Annotated in this window: 15 protein-coding genes and 1 riboswitch; of the genes, 2 read left to right on the forward strand and 13 right to left on the reverse strand. The window is 65.2% G+C overall.

All coding sequences use genetic code 11. The features are described from left to right. Nucleotides 1-84 precede the first annotated feature (84 nt). The 7 genes from nrdR to ACIQ3B_RS08470 all read right to left on the reverse strand — a co-directional run bounded on the left by nrdR (nucleotide 85) and on the right by ACIQ3B_RS08470 (nucleotide 7317). Nucleotides 85-558, reverse strand: coding sequence for a transcriptional regulator NrdR (gene nrdR / locus ACIQ3B_RS08440; protein WP_397401523.1), 474 nt, complete (start codon nucleotides 556-558; stop codon nucleotides 85-87). Between the two features lie 32 nt (nucleotides 559-590). Beyond that, nucleotides 591-1880 carry a serine hydroxymethyltransferase gene (glyA, locus tag ACIQ3B_RS08445; RefSeq protein ID WP_397401525.1) on the reverse strand — a complete coding sequence of 430 codons (1290 nt, stop codon included), beginning with the start codon at nucleotides 1878-1880 and terminating at the stop codon, nucleotides 591-593. A gap of 28 nt (nucleotides 1881-1908) precedes the next feature. Further along, nucleotides 1909-1991: riboswitch (ZMP/ZTP riboswitch) on the reverse strand. Nucleotides 1992-2033: 42 nt separating this feature from the next. Further along, the gene (gene hemA, locus ACIQ3B_RS08450; protein ID WP_397401527.1) at nucleotides 2034-3263 is read right to left on the reverse strand and encodes a 5-aminolevulinate synthase; all 1230 of its coding nucleotides are present in this window, start codon (nucleotides 3261-3263) and stop codon (nucleotides 2034-2036) included. Between the two features lie 162 nt (nucleotides 3264-3425). Beyond that, a complete protein-coding gene (gene mmsB / locus ACIQ3B_RS08455) occupies nucleotides 3426-4325 on the reverse strand; it encodes a 3-hydroxyisobutyrate dehydrogenase (protein WP_397401529.1) in 900 nt (299 codons plus the stop codon). A 17-nt stretch (nucleotides 4326-4342) separates the two neighbouring features. Beyond that, nucleotides 4343-5089 (reverse strand): class I SAM-dependent methyltransferase, encoded by a 747-nt coding sequence (locus tag ACIQ3B_RS08460; RefSeq protein ID WP_397401531.1) that lies wholly within the window; start codon nucleotides 5087-5089, stop codon nucleotides 4343-4345. Between the two features lie 42 nt (nucleotides 5090-5131). Beyond that, the gene (locus ACIQ3B_RS08465; protein WP_397401533.1) at nucleotides 5132-6184 is read right to left on the reverse strand and encodes an enoyl-CoA hydratase/isomerase family protein; all 1053 of its coding nucleotides are present in this window, start codon (nucleotides 6182-6184) and stop codon (nucleotides 5132-5134) included. Continuing rightward, the gene (locus ACIQ3B_RS08470; protein ID WP_397401535.1) at nucleotides 6181-7317 is read right to left on the reverse strand and encodes an isobutyryl-CoA dehydrogenase; all 1137 of its coding nucleotides are present in this window, start codon (nucleotides 7315-7317) and stop codon (nucleotides 6181-6183) included. The genes ACIQ3B_RS08465 and ACIQ3B_RS08470 overlap by 4 nt, the downstream gene beginning before the upstream one ends. An 80-nt stretch (nucleotides 7318-7397) precedes the next feature. Between ACIQ3B_RS08470 and hemB the strand changes: the two genes are divergently transcribed. Then, the gene (gene hemB / locus ACIQ3B_RS08475; protein ID WP_397401537.1) at nucleotides 7398-8414 is read left to right on the forward strand and encodes a porphobilinogen synthase; all 1017 of its coding nucleotides are present in this window, start codon (nucleotides 7398-7400) and stop codon (nucleotides 8412-8414) included. Between the two features lie 89 nt (nucleotides 8415-8503). Here the strand turns inward: hemB and eno are convergent, their stop codons facing one another. Continuing rightward, complete coding sequence (eno, locus tag ACIQ3B_RS08480) at nucleotides 8504-9784, reverse strand: phosphopyruvate hydratase (protein ID WP_397401539.1); 1281 nt, start codon at nucleotides 9782-9784, stop codon at nucleotides 8504-8506. A 114-nt stretch (nucleotides 9785-9898) separates the two neighbouring features. On the opposite strand from eno, the gene ACIQ3B_RS08485 reads away from it, so the two are divergent. Continuing rightward, a complete protein-coding gene (locus tag ACIQ3B_RS08485) occupies nucleotides 9899-10672 on the forward strand; it encodes an enoyl-CoA hydratase (protein ID WP_397401541.1) in 774 nt (257 codons plus the stop codon). Nucleotides 10673-10675: 3 nt separating this feature from the next. Here the strand turns inward: ACIQ3B_RS08485 and ACIQ3B_RS08490 are convergent, their stop codons facing one another. From ACIQ3B_RS08490 to tpiA, 5 genes are all read right to left on the reverse strand, one after another. Continuing rightward, nucleotides 10676-12127 carry an alkaline phosphatase PhoX gene (locus tag ACIQ3B_RS08490; RefSeq protein ID WP_397401542.1) on the reverse strand — a complete coding sequence of 484 codons (1452 nt, stop codon included), beginning with the start codon at nucleotides 12125-12127 and terminating at the stop codon, nucleotides 10676-10678. A 98-nt stretch (nucleotides 12128-12225) separates the two neighbouring features. Then, entirely contained in the window at nucleotides 12226-12408 is a 183-nt protein-coding gene (gene rpmF / locus ACIQ3B_RS08495) for a 50S ribosomal protein L32 (RefSeq protein WP_397401544.1), read from the reverse strand. A 124-nt stretch (nucleotides 12409-12532) separates the two neighbouring features. Then, the gene (locus ACIQ3B_RS08500; RefSeq protein ID WP_397401546.1) at nucleotides 12533-14173 is read right to left on the reverse strand and encodes a CTP synthase; all 1641 of its coding nucleotides are present in this window, start codon (nucleotides 14171-14173) and stop codon (nucleotides 12533-12535) included. A gap of 62 nt (nucleotides 14174-14235) precedes the next feature. Continuing rightward, nucleotides 14236-14673 carry a preprotein translocase subunit SecG gene (secG, locus tag ACIQ3B_RS08505; protein ID WP_397401548.1) on the reverse strand — a complete coding sequence of 146 codons (438 nt, stop codon included), beginning with the start codon at nucleotides 14671-14673 and terminating at the stop codon, nucleotides 14236-14238. A 131-nt stretch (nucleotides 14674-14804) separates the two neighbouring features. Further along, entirely contained in the window at nucleotides 14805-15554 is a 750-nt protein-coding gene (tpiA, locus tag ACIQ3B_RS08510; RefSeq protein ID WP_397401550.1) for a triose-phosphate isomerase, read from the reverse strand. Between the last annotated feature and the right edge of the window lie 41 nt (nucleotides 15555-15595).

The following is a 15595-nucleotide window of genomic DNA, read 5'->3' on the forward strand; positions in this document are numbered from 1 at the left end:
CTAGGCAATCGCCGCGAAGTCTATCGGCGGTAGCGCCCCGACCAGCGGGGACCCAAACTCATCTGCGCCCCAGCTCCGGCGCCTTTACCGTTCGTCCCCGGTTCCCTCGCCCAGCCCCTCCGCGCCCAGGAACCGCGCGAAGTCCTCCGTCTCCCTGAAATCCCGATAGACCGACGCGTACCGCACATAGGCGACGTCATCGAGTTGCTTCAGGTGCTTCATGATCAGCTCGCCGATGGTCGAGGAGGCGAGCTCGGTTTCGCCCATGCTTTCCAGCTGGCGCACGATGGCGCTGATCATTCGTTCCACCCGCTCGGGCTCTACCGGGCGCTTGCGCAGCGCCACCGAGAGTGAGCGGGCCAGCTTGTCACGGTCGAAGGGCGCACGGCGGCCGGAGCGCTTGAGGATGGTCAGTTCGCGCAGCTGCACGCGTTCGAAAGTGGTGAACCGGCCCTCGCAGGAAGGGCACATGCGCCTACGACGGATGGCCGCGCCGTCTTCCGACGGGCGGCTGTCCTTCACCTGGGTTTCTTCGTGTCCGCAGAACGGGCAACGCATGATCTGGCTCTCTTCCCGCTCAGTAAACGCTATTAGCGGTAGATGGGAAAGCGCCCTGTCATTTCGACCACCTCGCGGCGGACCTTCTGCTCGATGCCGGTGGTGTCCTCGCCGGTGGAGACAGCGTCGAGGACCTCGCCGATCCATTTGCCGACCTGACGGAATTCAGCCGGGCCAAATCCGCGGGTGGTGCCGGCGGGTGTGCCGACGCGCAGGCCGGACGTTTGCATGGGCGGCAGCGGGTCGCCGGGGATGGAATTCTTGTTGGTGGTGATGCCGGCGCGCTCCAGGGCGATCTCGGCGGCGGCGCCGCTGACGTTCTTGGGCGTGAGGTCGACCAGCATCAGGTGGCTATCAGTGCCGCCCGAGACGATCCGGAAGCCCACGCTCTGAAGGCTCTCGGCGAGCGCGCGGGCGTTTTCGATGACCTGTTTCGCATAGGTCTTGAACTCGGGGCGCAGGGCCTCGCCGAACGCCACGGCCTTGGCGGCGATCACGTGCATCAGGGGGCCGCCCTGCAGGCCGGGGAAGACGGCGCTGTCGATCTTCTTGGCCAGCTTCTTGTCGTTGGTCAGGATCAGACCGCCGCGGGGTCCGCGCAGGGTCTTGTGGGTGGTGGTGGTGACGATGTGGGCGTGGGGAAACGGGTTGGGGTACTCGCCCGCCACGATCAGGCCAGCGTAGTGGGCCACGTCGCACATCAGGATGGCTCCCACCTCATCAGCGATTTCGCGGAACTTCGCAAAGTCGATCTGGCGGGAATAGGCCGAGCCGCCGGCGATTATCACCTTGGGAGTGTTGGCGCGGGCCACCTCGGCGGCCTCGTCGTAGTCGATCAGGTGGTCCTGGGCGCGGACGCCATACGCCACAGGGGCGAACCACTTGCCGGACTGATTGACGCTCTTGCCGTGGGTCAGGTGGCCGCCGTGGTCCAGGTTCATGCCCATGAAGGTATCACCGGGCTTCATGGTGACCATGAATACGGCCTGGTTGGCCTGGCTACCCGAGTGAGCCTGGACGTTGGCGTACTCGCACCCGAATAGCTGTTTGGCGCGGTCGATGGCCAGGATCTCCGCCTCGTCCACCACCTCGCAGCCACCGTAGTACCGCTTGCCCGGATAGCCTTCGGCGTACTTGTTGGTGAGCACCGAGCCCTGCACGTCCAGCACCGCCTGCGAGACGATGTTTTCCGAGGCGATGAGCTCGATCTGCTCCTGCTGACGCGTGAGTTCTCCCTTGAGGACCGCCGCGATCGCGGGGTCAGCCTGGTCTACGCTGGCTGTGAAAAATCCGCTGGGGGAAGTCTGGACGTGAACAGTCATGCGGCGGTTCCTTGATGCAGATCGACTTGAGATCGGCCCAGGCGAGCGGCGCTTAACGTCCTCGCGCTCCCCGGTGGTCGCCCACCTTCATCGCCAGTCACACAAGGACGACCGAGCTATAGGCCATCACGGCCGGTTGGGGAAGACCCGAGCTCAGGCCGCGTAGCCGCCCATGCGCTGGACGTTGCAGCGATCCCAAAGCTTTTCCAGGGTCTCGACCAGTTCGTCCATCATACCGTCGGTATGGGCGGGCGACGGGGTGAACCGCAGCCGCTCTGTGCCGCGGGGCACGGTGGGATAGTTGATCGGCTGCACATAGACCCCATGCTCTTCCAGCAGGATGTCCGAGATCATCTTGCAGTGGACGGGGTCTCCCACCAGCACCGGCACGATATGGCTCACCGAGGGCATGACCGGCAGGCCGGCCTTGAGCATCCGCGCCTTCAGGGCTGCGGCGCGCGCCTGGTGGGCGATGCGGACCTCGTTGTGTTCCTTGAGGTAGCGGATAGAGGCTACGGCGCCTGCGGCGATGGCCGGCGGCAGCGAGGTGGTGAAAATAAAGCCGTCGGCATAGCTGCGGATCGCATCGACGATGACGGTGTCCGCGGCGATATAGCCGCCCATGACGCCGAACGCCTTGCCCAGGGTGCCTTCGACGATGTCGATGTCGCCCATCACACCGTCACGCTCGGCCACGCCGGCGCCGCGTGGACCGTACATGCCCACCGCATGGACCTCGTCCAGATAGGTCATGGCGCCATACTTCTTGGCCAGCGCCACAGTGCCGGCCATGTCGGCGATGTCGCCGTCCATGGAGTAGACGCTTTCGAAGGCGATCAGCTTGGGCAACGCCGGATCGGCGGCGGCCAGCAGCTCTTCCAGGTGAGCCAGATCGTTGTGCCGGAACACGAGCCGCTGCTCGCGCTTGCCGGCGCGAATGCCCGAGATCATTGAGTTGTGATTCAGCTCATCCGAGAAGATCAGCAGCCCGGGCAGGATCTTGTAGAGTGTCGAAAGCGAAGCCTCGTTCGAGACATAGCCCGACGTGAACAGCAGGGCCGATTCCTTCTGGTGAAGGTCGGCCAGCTCGCGCTCAAGTTCCACGTGATAGTGGGTGGTGCCGGAGATGTTGCGAGTGCCGCCCGAGCCGGCGCCAGCTTCCTCGATGGCCGCGTGCATGGCGTCCAGCACGACCGGGTTCTGCCCCTGGCCCAGATAGTCGTTGGAACACCAGACGGTAACCTCCGCCTGGACACCATCGTCCCGCGTCCAGGTGGCCTTCGGGAACTGACCCCGATGACGTTTCAGGTCGGCAAATACGCGGTATCTGCCCTCGGACCGAACCCGGTCCAACGCCGTGTGGAACGCTTGCCTGTAATCCATCGACCAAAAATTCCGACCGCGCTCACCGCGCCGACCGGCTCCCGACTACGCGCGCCTTTTGGCGCCGCGATTTCAGCTTGTCCATAAATTCGACACGAGCGGTTCATGACCCTTCATGAGCGGAGACTTTATTTCGTGAACAGCCATACGCCTTGACCGCAATCAAACCCCTCGGGCAGTCAACCGGCCGCTCAGCATTTCGAGGATAGCGGAAAAGTCCCTGTCCGACCCGCCCAGACGATCAAAAAGCGCATACAGCCCTTCCGCCGCCGCCCCCAGCGGCGCGGCCGCGCCTGACCTGGCGGCGGCCTCCTGCGCCAGCTTGAGATCCTTCAGCATCATTGCGGTGGCAAAACCGCCTTCGTAGTTCCGGTTCGACGGCGCCGTCGGCACTGGCCCCGGCCAGGGGCAATAGCTGGTGAGGCTCCAGCATTGTCCGGACGACTTCGAGGCGATCTCGAAGAAGCGTTCGCCCTCAAGGCCCAGCTTCTCCGCCAGCGCAAAGGCCTCGCACACCCCGATCATCGAGATCCCGAGCACCATATTGTTGCAGATCTTGGCCGCCTGCCCGGCGCCGTGATCGCCCGCCCGCATCGTTACACGGGACATGGGCGCGATGGCGTCCTCGATCACGCCGAAGTCGGCCTCATCACAGCCCACCATGAACGCCAGCGTCCCGGCTTCAGCGGCAGCGGTCCCGCCCGAAACCGGCGCATCGGCGAATCGGAACCCAGCCACCCTCGCCTGCACGGCGACAACCCGTGCGCTTTCCACGTCGATGGTGGAGGAATCGATCAGCAGCGCTGTGGTCGGCGCATCGGGCAGGATCTGTTCTGCATAGACCTGTCTGACATGCGGGCCCGCAGGCAGCATGGTGATCACCGCATCGACGTCCTGGACGGCCTCGGCGACCGAGCCGGCGATCCGGCAACCGGCAGCCCGCGCCTTTTCAAGCGCCGCCGCCGACAGGTCAAACGCCACGACCTCGCGCCCCGCCTTGACCTGGTTGGCGGCCATCCCGCCGCCCATATTGCCTAGACCTATGAACGCAACGCGGGTCATTGCCATATCTGTTACGCCTACCTGGGCTTGCGGAACTTGTAGATGAACTGGTCCGTCTTGCCGCGGATCGCGGGATCAAAGACGCCCTTGGTATGGTCGTCATTGGGGTTCCGCAGCACGGTGCTCTCGCCCTCGAACTTGAACCCCGAGCTGATCAGCTGGGCCTTCACGTGGGCCGGATCGATGCGATGCAACTTGTCGTCGGGGTCGATGGGCGTGCCGGGCGCGGCGGCATGATCCAGCACGATAAAGACGCCACCGGGCTTGACGGCGTCGAAGATCAGCTTGTCGACCTTGGAAACGTCGACGTTCCGGGCCCGGGCGAACAGGTCGTGATAGTTCTGGGCGGTCCAGAACACATCCACCTGTTCAGGGACGGCAAAGTTGGCGATGCCGGTCTGGACGACCGTGATGTTGCCATACTGCGGGTCGGCGGCGATGCCGAAGATCGCCGGCAGCGTGGTCGCGGTGGCAGGGGGCGGATTGGTCACGGCGTAGACCTTTCCCTTGGGACCCACGGCCTTGGCGAAGATTCGGGTGAAGTAGCCGCCGCCCGGAATGAAGTCTGCGACCTTTGATCCGGGCTTCACCCCGGCGAACGCCAGCATTTCAGCAGGCTTGCGGTCTGCGTCGCGCTTGGTGTCGGCCTCGGGGCGTCCCTTGTCGGCGACGGCGGCGTCGATTGCGGCGGACGGTGCGGCCTGGGCCAGCCCCGACGACAGCGCCATGGCCGCGGCGGCCACCAGCAACAGATTCGATCTCATCTGGATGTTCCTCCTGGCGACCACCGTTCGATCACCGCACGCTCACGTTAGAGGCGACCAGGCCTCTTCGGAAGGGAGCGACGCAAAAATGCCGTCGAGCAGCTCCTCACTGACGGCTTCAAGCGTGGGCGGGTCCCACTTCGGCGCGTTGTCCTTGTCGACGATCACGGCCCGCACGCCCTCGAGAAAGTCGTGGCGCTGAACCACCCGGGCGCCGATCCGGTACTCCATGGCCATGTTGTCGGCGAAGGTGGTCGCGGCCCGGCCCAGCTGGAGCTGACGGAAGGCCACCTTCAGCGTCTGGGGGGATTTGGTGGCCAGGGTCTTGAGCTGCTCCAGCGCCCAGTCAGATCCAGCCGCCTCAAGCCCCCCGACAATGGCCTCCACGCTACTGGCGCCGAAGATGCGCGCGATTTCGTCCTGATGCGCGGCGATCGGAGGGCGACCCGCGTCAGCCTCGAATTCCGTCAGCAGGGTCTCGACTCCATCGGGATCGAGCAGGATGGCGGCCTTGAGCTCGGCGACCCGGGCGCTTTCCACGAAATCCGTGGCGATCCCCAGCAGTTCACAATCCGCCGCCTTGATCCGCGCGCCCGTCAGCGCCAACCACAGGCCCAGATGATCCGGCATCCGGCTCAGATACCAGCCGCCTCCGACATCCGGGAAGAGGCCGATCCCCGTCTCGGGCATCGCGAAGGTCGTCCGTTCCGTCGCCAGGCGATAGCGACAGGGCTGGGCCAGCCCAACGCCCCCGCCCATGGTGATGCCATCCATGATGGCCAGCGTCGGCTTGGGATAGCGGAACAGCAGGTCGTTCAGCCGGTACTCGATGAAGAAGAATTCGCGCGCCTCGCGGCCATCTCCGGACCCACTGTCGGCCAGCATCCGGATATCGCCACCGGCGCAGAACCCCCGCTCGCCGGAATGATCGAACATCACCAGCGCGACGGCCGGATCGTCCCGCCAGGCCAGCAGGGCGTCAGTCATCAGTCGACACATGTTGGTGGTGAGCGCGTGCAGCGCGCCCGGGCGGTTGAGCGTGATCCGCCCGACGCGGCCCTCGAGGCGGGCAAGAACTTCGGGTTCCCCGCTCAACGGAACAACTCCCGAGCTGTGATCACCCGCATGATCTCATTGGTGCCTTCGAGGATCTGGTGGACTCTGAGGTCGCGGACGATGCGCTCCAGCGGATAGTCGCGCAGGTAGCCATAGCCGCCGTGCAGTTGCAGGGCCTGGTTGGCGACCTCGAAGCCTGCGTCGGTGGCGAAGCGCTTGGCCATGGCGCAGTACTGGGTGGACTTGGGGTGTTTCTCATCCAGGGCGTGGGCGGCGCGGCGCACCATCAGGCGGGCCGCGTCCAGCTCTGTGGCCATGTCGGCAAAGCGCCACTGCAGGCCCTGGAATTCCTTCAGGGCCTGACCAAACTGACTGCGGGTCTCCAGGTAGGTCTTGGCCGTATCCAATGCGTAGCCCGCCCCGCCCAGGGAGCAGGAGGCAATGTTGATCCGCCCGCCGTCCAGGCCGGCCATGGCGAATCTGAACCCCTCACCCTCTTCGCCGATCCGATTGGCCTCCGGCACCCGGCAGTCGTCGAAATTGACCTGGGCGGTGGGTTGCGAGTTCCAGCCCATCTTCCGCTCCGGCGCGCCGAACGAGAGACCCGGCGTACCGTTCTCCACCACAAAGGCCGAGACCCCCTTGGCGCCCGGATCGCCGCTTCTGGCCATGACGAGATAGATGTCGGAGGTCCCGGCGCCGGAGATAAATGCCTTGCCGCCGTTCAGTACATAGTGGTCGCCGTCCTTGCGGGCCGTGGTCTTCATGGCGGCGGCGTCCGATCCGGAGCCTGGCTCGGTGAGGGCATAGGACGCGATCAGCTCCATGGTCGTCAGACGCGGCAGGTAGCGTCGGCGCAGATCCTCCGAGCCAAACCGGTCGATCATCCACGACGCCATGTTGTGGATCGAAAGGAACGCCGCAGTGGAGACGTCGCCGTAGCTGAGCTGTTCGAAAACGATGGCAGCATCCAGCCGACTGAGCGCCGAGCCGCCCACGTCCTCGCGGACATAGAGCCCGGCAAAGCCCAGCTCCGCGGCCTTGCGCATCACATCGACGGGAAAGTAGCTCTCCTCGTCCCAGCGGGCCGAGTGCGGCGCCAGTTCGGCGAGGGCGAACGCGCGGGCGGCGTCCTCGATCGCGCGCTGGTCTTCGGTGAGGTTGAAATCCATGGCTGGGGAGTCGCGCCTTGCAGCCAAACTGTCAATGCAGAGGACTTGCACCACCAGCGATCCGGGTTCAAACCGCCGCCATGACCCACGCCCCCCTCGCCGCCTACCCTGCCCTGCGTCTGCGTCGCCTCAGGCAAGCCGACTGGGTCCGACGTCTGGTCCGCGAGACCGTGCTGACGCCGGCCGATCTGATCTGGTCGATGGTGGTGCATGAGGGCGAAGGGACTATCCCCGTGGGCTCGATGCCCGGCGTCAGCCGCCTGTCGGTGAAGGACTGCGCCGCCGCCGCCAAAGAGGCCCGCGCGCTGGGCATCCCGGCCATCGCCGTCTTCCCCCACATAGACGGGGCCAAGAAGGACGCCGCCGGCACCCTGGCCCACGACCCCAACGGCATCGTCGCCACCGCTGTAAAGGCCATGAAGGACGCCGCCCCCGAGGTCGGCATCATGTGCGACGTGGCGCTGGACCCCTTCACCGACCACGGCCACGACGGCCTGATCGAGAACGGCCGCATTCTCAATGACCAGACCATCGAGACCCTGGTCGCCCAGGGGATCATGCAGGCCAAGGCCGGCTGCGACATTCTGGCGCCGTCCGACATGATGGACGGCCGCTGCGGTGCGCTCCGCAAGGCGCTCGAGGCAGAGGGCCTGCAGGACGTGATGATCATGTCCTACGCCGCCAAATATGCCTCCGCCTTCTACGGCCCCTACCGTGAGGCCATCGGCTCGGGGAAGCTCGGTACAGGCTCCGTCGACAATCCCGGCGACAAGAAGACCTACCAGATGGACGCCGCAAACTCCGACGAGGCGCTGCGCGAGGTGGCCCTCGACATCGCCGAGGGCGCCGACATGGTGATGGTGAAGCCCGGCATGCCCTATCTGGATATCGTCCAGCGAGTGGTCGAGGCGTTCCATGTGCCGACCTTCGCGTTCCAGGTGTCCGGCGAGTACGCCATGCTTATGGCGGCGGCCCAGAACGGCTGGCTGGACGAGGAACGCGCGATCCTGGAGAGCCTGGGGGCGTTCAAACGTGCAGGCGCGGCGGGCGTGATCAGCTACTTCGCCCCGCGCGCCGCGCGGCTGCTGGGGGCTTAGGAGCCTTACGTCCCCCATTGCTCACGATGCAGGGAGTAGAGGGGCCGAGCAGCTCCTGATGCCTCAGCTGAAGGGCGTGGCCGCGACCTCTATAGGCGCCGCAGCGCGCCCCTGCCGGCATAGACCGCCTGGTCGCCCAGTTCTTCCTCGATGCGCAGCAGCTGGTTGTACTTCGCCGTCCGGTCCGAACGGGCCAGTGAGCCGGTCTTGATCTGTCCGCAGTTGGTGGCCACGGCCAGGTCGGCGATGGTGGAATCCTCGGTCTCGCCCGAACGGTGGCTCATCACGGCGGTGTAGCTGTTGCGGTGGGCCAGATCGACGGCGTCCAGGGTCTCGGACAAGGTGCCGATCTGGTTGACCTTCACCAGGATCGAATTGGCCAGGCCCTTGCCGATACCCATGCCCAGACGCTCAGGGTTTGTCACAAAGAGATCGTCGCCCACCAGCTGGATCTGGCCGCCCAGACGGTCGGTGAGCAGCTTCCAGCCCTCGAAGTCATCCTCGGAGCAGCCATCCTCGATGGTCACGATCGGGAACTTGGCGGCCAGGTCGGCCAGATAGTCGACCATCCCTGCCGGGGATACGCTCTTGCCCTCGCCTTCCATGACGTACTGGCCGCCCTTGAAGAACTCGGTGGCCGCCACGTCGAGCCCCAGATTGAAGTCCGCACCCACCTTGAAGCCCGCGCTCTCGCCGGCCTTGACGATGAAGGCCAGGGCCGCCTCGGCGCTACCGATGTTCGGGGCGAACCCGCCCTCATCGCCGACATTGGTGTTGTGGCCGGCGGCCTTCAGCTGCGCCTTCAGGGCGTGGAAAATCTCCGCGCCCATCCGGAGCGCCTCGGCGAAGGTGTCCGCGCCGGTCGGCAGGATCATGAATTCCTGGATGTCGATCGGATTGTCGGCATGCGCCCCGCCGTTGATGATGTTCATCATTGGGACCGGCAACACACGGGCCGAGACACCGCCCACATACTTGTAAAGCGGCAGCGCCGCCGAGCTGGCCGCCGCCTTGGCGGTTGCCAGGCTGACGCCCAGGATCGCGTTGGCGCCCAGCCGGGCCTTGTTGTGCGTACCGTCCAGGTCGATCAGGATCCGGTCGATCCGGCGCTGGTCTTCGGCGTCGCTGCCGGAAAGGGCGTCGAAGATCTCGCCGTTGACGGCCTCCAGGGCCTTCAGGACGCCCCTGCCGCCATAGCGGGCCTTGTCCCCGTCGCGCTTCTCAACGGCCTCATAGGCGCCGGTCGAGGCGCCCGAGGGCACGGCGGCGCGCCCCATCGAGCCGTCCTCGAGGACCACGTCCACCTCCACCGTCGGGTTGCCCCGGCTATCCAGGATTTCTCGGGCGGTGATGTCGACGATCTCGGTCATGGCGCACTCCGGGAGGAACGGTCGGACGCTTACCCAGCTTCGCCCAATCGGGCAACGCTGGCTTGACTTGAGAGGCCCAAAACGGCTGATGCGAGGCGTCTGGAGAACACCCGAATGCTGTTGATCGAAAAGCCCCTGGGCGGCGTCGCTGTCGTCACCCTGAACCGACCCGAAGCCATGAACGCGCTGTCCAAGGCGCTGCGGGCGGCTTTGAGCCGGGCCATTACCGGGCTCGATCAGGACCCGGAGGTCCGGGTGATCATCCTGACCGGCGCCGGCGAGCGCGCCTTCACCGCCGGGCTTGATCTGAAGGAACTCTCCACCGATCCGCTCGGCATGGGTGCGGCGAACGCCACCAGCGCCGATGAAAACCCCGCGCAGGCGGTTCTGTCGTGCTCGAAGCCCATCATCGGCGCCATCAACGGCGTGGCCATCACGGGCGGCTTCGAGGTGGCGCTGGCCTGCGATGTGCTGATCTGCTCCACCAACACCCGTTTCGCCGATACCCACGCCAGGGTCGGCATCACCCCCGGGTGGGGCCTGTCGCAGAAGCTTAGCCGCGCCATCGGCCCCTATCGCGCCAAGGAACTGTCTCTCACAGGCAACTTCCTGGACGCCGCAAAGGCCTACGAGTGGGGCCTGATCAATCGCATTGTCGAACCTGCCGACCTGATGCCGGCGGCCTTGCAACTCGCCGCCCAGATGGCCGACATCGATGGCGACATGCTCGTCACCTACAAGGCCATGATCGATGACGGCTACGATCTCGCCATGGGCGAGGGCCTGCAGCTCGAACACGACCGCTCTGTCGTGCACAATCGCCAGGTCACGCCGGAGATGGTGGCTGAACGACGCGCCGCCGTGCAGGCGCGGGGCCGCAACCAATAGGCCTCAGGCCTGCCGCCGGCCCCAGGGTCCGACGATCGCGACCGTCATGCCGGGCCAGTAGACGTTGACGAACAGCGTGGTCCCGTCCGGCGAGAAGCACGCCCCGGCCAGTTCGGTATTGGCGCCGACATCGCCGGGCTCCGCCTGGGCCTGACGGCCGAGGGTGTAGGTCTTGCCCGCCGGCGTCACGGCCCGCAGATAGTTCACGCCGCCGGCGCTGGCCTTGTCCTCGCAGACAATCAGATCGCCCCAAGGGGCCACGGCGATGTTGTCGGCCATGTTCATGACCCGCTTGTCGAGGGACTCTACAAAAAGCTGCAGCTTTCCGGGCTCGTCCCGCTCGCGCGCATCACCCTCAAAGCGGCTGGGCCGGTAGCGCATGATCTGCCCAAGCCGCTTCGGGCCGCCATTTGTGCAGGTGAAGTAGAGTTCGTTCTGGCCGAAGAACACGCCCTCGCCCCTGGCGAACAGCACCGCCCCCTTGGCATGGCCGCGGGCCTTCAGGGCATTGTCGGGATTATCGACCCCGTCCATGTCGACCCAGACCACCTCGCGCCAGGCGCCCGGCGCCATCTCCGGGCTTGTCCAGTTGCGGCTGTCACCACCTTCCGGGCGATCGCGGAAGGCCAGGGCCTGGAGTCGCCCGCCCTTTTGCAGTACCCGGCGATCCTCCGGCAGATAACGGTAGAACAGGCCCGCGCCCTCATCCTCCGTGAGATAGGCGATCCCGGCGCGCGGATCGATGCAGACCGCTTCGTGACGGAAACGGCCCATGCCCAGGATCGGCGTTGGATCAGCAAGCCCGCGAGCGCTGCTCGGAACCTCAAAGACCCAGCCATGAGATTTCAGCCCGCCGGGGCCGCCCGCCGTCAGGGTGACCGGATCCACCGTCTCCTCGCAGGACAGCCAACTGTTCCAGGGCGTGGCGCCGCCGCTGCAGTTGACGAGCGTGCCGGCTAGGCTGAGATGAGAACTCTCCAGGCGCCGTTTGCGCAGGTCGTAGATCAGCGAGGTCGTGCCGCCGCTGAGCGCCTGATCGTCCTTGTCAAAGCCATAGACCCGTGACCGGTCCAACTTCGTCGCCAGTGCGTGCCGGCTTCCGAAGGGACCATGCTCCACATCAGTTGCCTTGAGCTCGTGGTTCCGGACCAGCACCACCCTGTCCGCATCCAGCGGAAAGCAACCCATCCCGTCCATCTTTCGAGGCGTGACCAGGCCATCGCTCATGGCTTCGCCGGCCCGCGACACGATCGTGTAGGAAAAGCCTTCCGGCAAATCGAACAGACCCTGCGGATCCATCGCCAGAGGCCCGTAGCCGGCGACCTCATTGAGATAGGGGTCAGCGTCCGGACTAACGCGCCTCGACGCGGGTTGCGCACCGGCCAGCCTCGAAAAGCCCGCAAACGCGGCTCCGGTGGCGGCGGCTGAAATGAGATGGCGGCGGGAAAAGATCATGACACCTCCTAGCTCACCAGAATGTCAGCGCAATGACGACCGGAATCAAAAACGCCGGCCCTGCGGCCGGCGCCTGAATCACGAGCGTGTGATGTCGCCTAGTTTTCCTTGGGCGTCAGAACCTGGCGGCCCTTGTACATGCCGGTCTTCAGATCGACGTGGTGCGGACGCTTCAGCTCGCCGGTTTCCTTGTCCTCATGAAAGGAGTTCGGGCCCAGCGCGTGGTGCGAGCGACGCATGTTGCGCCGCGAGGGGGAAGTTTTGCGTTTCGGAACAGCCATCGGAAATTCTCTTCGGCGTATAAATGGATACGGCGGCCGCCAAGGAATAGAACCCTCGGGCCGCCAGTGAGCGCGGGCTTATGCATGAAAGCCCGCCTGCGATCAAGCCGCGAGGCTCACGCGGTCAAACAAGTCTGCTGCGCACCTTGGTCGCGCCAATGAAGCTCGCGAACAATGGATGCGGATCAAAGGGCCGGCTCTTCAGTTCCGGGTGAAACTGGACCCCGACGAACCAGGGATGATCCGGGCGTTCGCAGAGTTCCGGCAGGACACCATCCGGCGACAAACCCGAGAACTTCAGCCCCGTACCCTCGATCGCATCGCGGTAGCCGATATTGACCTCGTAGCGGTGCCGATGTCGTTCGGAGATCACCGGCTTGCCATAGATCCCGGCCACCCGGCTGCCGGGCGCCAGAACCGCATCATAGGCGCCACACCGCATGGTGCCGCCGAAGTCGCCGCCTTCCTGGCGGACTTCCTTCTCATTGCCGCGGACCCACTCCGTCATCAGGCCCACGATGGGCTCCGAGGTCGGGCCAAATTCAGTCGAGGACGCCTGCTTGATTCCGGCCAGATTCCGCGCCGCCTCGATCATGGCCATCTGCATGCCGAAACAGATGCCAAAATACGGGATGGCGTGTTCGCGGGCGAATTGAACGGCCCGGATCATCCCCTCCGAGCCACGCTCCCCAAATGCGCCAGGCACCAGAACACCGTGGACGTTGGTCAGCCGCTCGCTGATCATCGCCTCTTCCTTCTCGAAGACCTCGCCTTCGATCCAGTCGAATTTCACGCGGACATTGTTGGCCACACCCCCGTGGATGAGGGCCTCGATCAGCGATTTGTAGGCGTCGGTGAGCGCCGTATACTTGCCGACGATGGCGATGTTCACCTCGCCGTCAGGATGGCTCAGCGTGTGCGAGATCTGCTCCCAGCGGGTCAGGTCCGGCTTGGGTGCGCTGTCCAGCATGCCGAAGACGTCGAGCACCTCGGTGTCCAGACCCTCCCGGTGATAGTCCAGCGGCACGGCATAGATGTTGGGGGAGTCCATAGCCTGGATCACGGCGCTGGGCCGCACGTTGCAGAACTGACCGAGCTTGCGGCGCTCGCTGTCCGGGATTTCCATCTCACACCTGCACAGCAGGATGTCAGGCTGAATACCGATGGACCTCAGTTCCTTGACCGAATGCTGCGTCGGCTTGGTCTTCATCTCGCCGGCGGTCTTGATGTAGGGCAGCAAGGTCAAATGTATGAAACAGGCGTGTCCCCGAGGCAGTTCCTGGCCAAGCTGGCGAATGGCCTCGAAGAACGGCAGTCCCTCGATGTCGCCGACGGTGCCGCCCACCTCGACCAGGACGAAGTCGACGCCATCGCCCGGGTCGCTGAGGACGAAATCCTTGATTTCGCCGGTCACGTGCGGGATCACCTGCACGGTCGCGCCGAGATAGTCCCCCCGCCGTTCCTTCTCGATGATGGTCTTGTAGATCTGCCCGGTGGTGATGTTGTCAGCACGCGTGGCGTTCACCCCGGTGAACCGCTCGTAGTGCCCCAGATCAAGGTCGGTCTCGGCGCCGTCGTCGGTGACGAACACCTCGCCGTGCTGAGTCGGGCTCATCGTCCCCGGATCCACGTTGAGATACGGATCGAGCTTGCGCAGGCGGACCTTGTAGCCTCGCGCCTGCAGAAGCGCGCCAAGAGCGGCGGACGCCAGACCTTTACCCAGGGAGGAGACCACGCCGCCGGTGATGAAAATGTACCGGGCCATGGGGGTCCAGAGTAGCCGCGATTCGGCCACGAATCTTCGACGGATTTGTCGATATCCCCGACTTACTTCTTTTCCGGAACAACCGGCGCGGGCTCTGTGGCCGGAATGGCGCCGAACGGGCTGTTGAGCGTGGGCGTCGGCGCCTGCAGCGGCACGGGCGCACTGCCTGCGGGTCCAGGTTGCGCCGTGCCGGCCGGCGGCTCGGGCGGCTTGGCCAGTTCCGCCGGGTTGATGGCGTTGACCTTCATCCGATCCACGACGGAGGCCGAGCCGCGTTCCCGACCCGCGACAATCGTCAACGTCAGGCTGAGGACGAAGAAGATCGCACCCAGAATCCAGGTCGTCCGCGTCAGCAGGTCACCGGCGCCACGGGCCGTCATAAAGCCCGACGGACCACCGCCAACGCCCAGCGCGCCACCCTCGGAGCGTTGCAGCAACACCACGACAATCAGGAAAAAGGCGACGATGACCTCGATCACCAACAGCAGGTTCAGCAGCATCCCGGGATCTCTCGATGCGTCATGACGGACAAACGCCCGCCAAAATCAAGCGGGCGCTCTATCACCATGCCCAAGCCAAGGCCATAGCTAGTGCGTGGCGACGCCCGTAACAATGGTCGGCAGGGATCGCGTCACGCGGCCTGGATGATACCGAGAAAGTCCGCGGCCTTCAGCGAAGCCCCACCCACAAGCGCGCCACCCACCTCATCGGCTTTAAGGATCTCGGCCGCGTTGGACGCCTTCACCGAGCCGCCGTAAAGAATCGCAACGCCCCTGCCCGCTTCGCCAAACATCGCGACCAGGGTTTCGCGGATCGCGCGGTGAACCTCCTCGATCTCCGGCGTCGTCGGCGTCAATCCCGTACCGATGGCCCAGACCGGCTCATAGGCCACGCAAAAGGCTTTGCCCTTCAACGCGTCAGGCAGCGAGCCTCGGACCTGACCGGTCACGACCGCAAGCGCCTGCCCGCCCCTGCGCTGGTCCAGTGTCTCACCCACGCAGACAATCGGCTCCAGGCCAGCCCGAAGCGCCGCTTCGACCTTTTGCGCCACAAGTTCGTCTGCCTCTCCGTATCCAGCGCGGCGTTCGGAGTGCCCGAGGACCACCAACCTCGCGCCCGCGTCGGCCAGTTGCTCGGCTGACACATCGCCTGTGAACGCGCCGGACGCTTCAGGGCGGCAGTCCTGCCCTCCGACAATCACAGAGCTGTCGGCCAGCACCTCCGCCAGCCGTTGAACCAGTGTCGCCGGCGGACAGATCGCCACTCGCGCGGTGGTGTCCCCCAGGCCTCCGGCGATCATATAGGCCTCTCCCAGAGAGGCTCCCACGCCGTTCATCTTCCAGTTTCCCGCGATCAAAGGCTGTGGCCTGGTCACGTGCATCTCCCTGAAATCGCCTCATGTGGCGGTTAAGCCAAGACGTC

The organism is Phenylobacterium sp., assembly GCF_044358365.1.
Lineage (GTDB): Bacteria > Pseudomonadota > Alphaproteobacteria > Caulobacterales > Caulobacteraceae > Phenylobacterium.

Excerpts from the sequence above, each read along its gene's own strand:
- nrdR (WP_397401523.1), bottom strand. The coding sequence starts at position 558 with ATGCGTTGCCCGTTCTGCGGACACGAAGAAACCCAGGTGAAGGACAGC.
- glyA (WP_397401525.1), bottom strand. The coding sequence starts at position 1,880 with ATGACTGTTCACGTCCAGACTTCCCCCAGCGGATTTTTCACAGCCAGC.
- hemA (WP_397401527.1), bottom strand. The coding sequence starts at position 3,263 with ATGGATTACAGGCAAGCGTTCCACACGGCGTTGGACCGGGTTCGGTCC.
- mmsB (WP_397401529.1), bottom strand. The coding sequence starts at position 4,325 with ATGACCCGCGTTGCGTTCATAGGTCTAGGCAATATGGGCGGCGGGATG.
- ACIQ3B_RS08460 (WP_397401531.1), bottom strand. The coding sequence starts at position 5,089 with ATGAGATCGAATCTGTTGCTGGTGGCCGCCGCGGCCATGGCGCTGTCG.
- ACIQ3B_RS08470 (WP_397401535.1), bottom strand. The coding sequence starts at position 7,317 with ATGGATTTCAACCTCACCGAAGACCAGCGCGCGATCGAGGACGCCGCC.
- hemB (WP_397401537.1), top strand. The coding sequence starts at position 7,398 with ATGACCCACGCCCCCCTCGCCGCCTACCCTGCCCTGCGTCTGCGTCGC.
- eno (WP_397401539.1), bottom strand. The coding sequence starts at position 9,784 with ATGACCGAGATCGTCGACATCACCGCCCGAGAAATCCTGGATAGCCGG.
- ACIQ3B_RS08485 (WP_397401541.1), top strand. The coding sequence starts at position 9,899 with ATGCTGTTGATCGAAAAGCCCCTGGGCGGCGTCGCTGTCGTCACCCTG.
- ACIQ3B_RS08490 (WP_397401542.1), bottom strand. The coding sequence starts at position 12,127 with ATGATCTTTTCCCGCCGCCATCTCATTTCAGCCGCCGCCACCGGAGCC.
- rpmF (WP_397401544.1), bottom strand. The coding sequence starts at position 12,408 with ATGGCTGTTCCGAAACGCAAAACTTCCCCCTCGCGGCGCAACATGCGT.
- ACIQ3B_RS08500 (WP_397401546.1), bottom strand. The coding sequence starts at position 14,173 with ATGGCCCGGTACATTTTCATCACCGGCGGCGTGGTCTCCTCCCTGGGT.
- secG (WP_397401548.1), bottom strand. The coding sequence starts at position 14,673 with ATGCTGCTGAACCTGCTGTTGGTGATCGAGGTCATCGTCGCCTTTTTC.
- tpiA (WP_397401550.1), bottom strand. The coding sequence starts at position 15,554 with ATGCACGTGACCAGGCCACAGCCTTTGATCGCGGGAAACTGGAAGATG.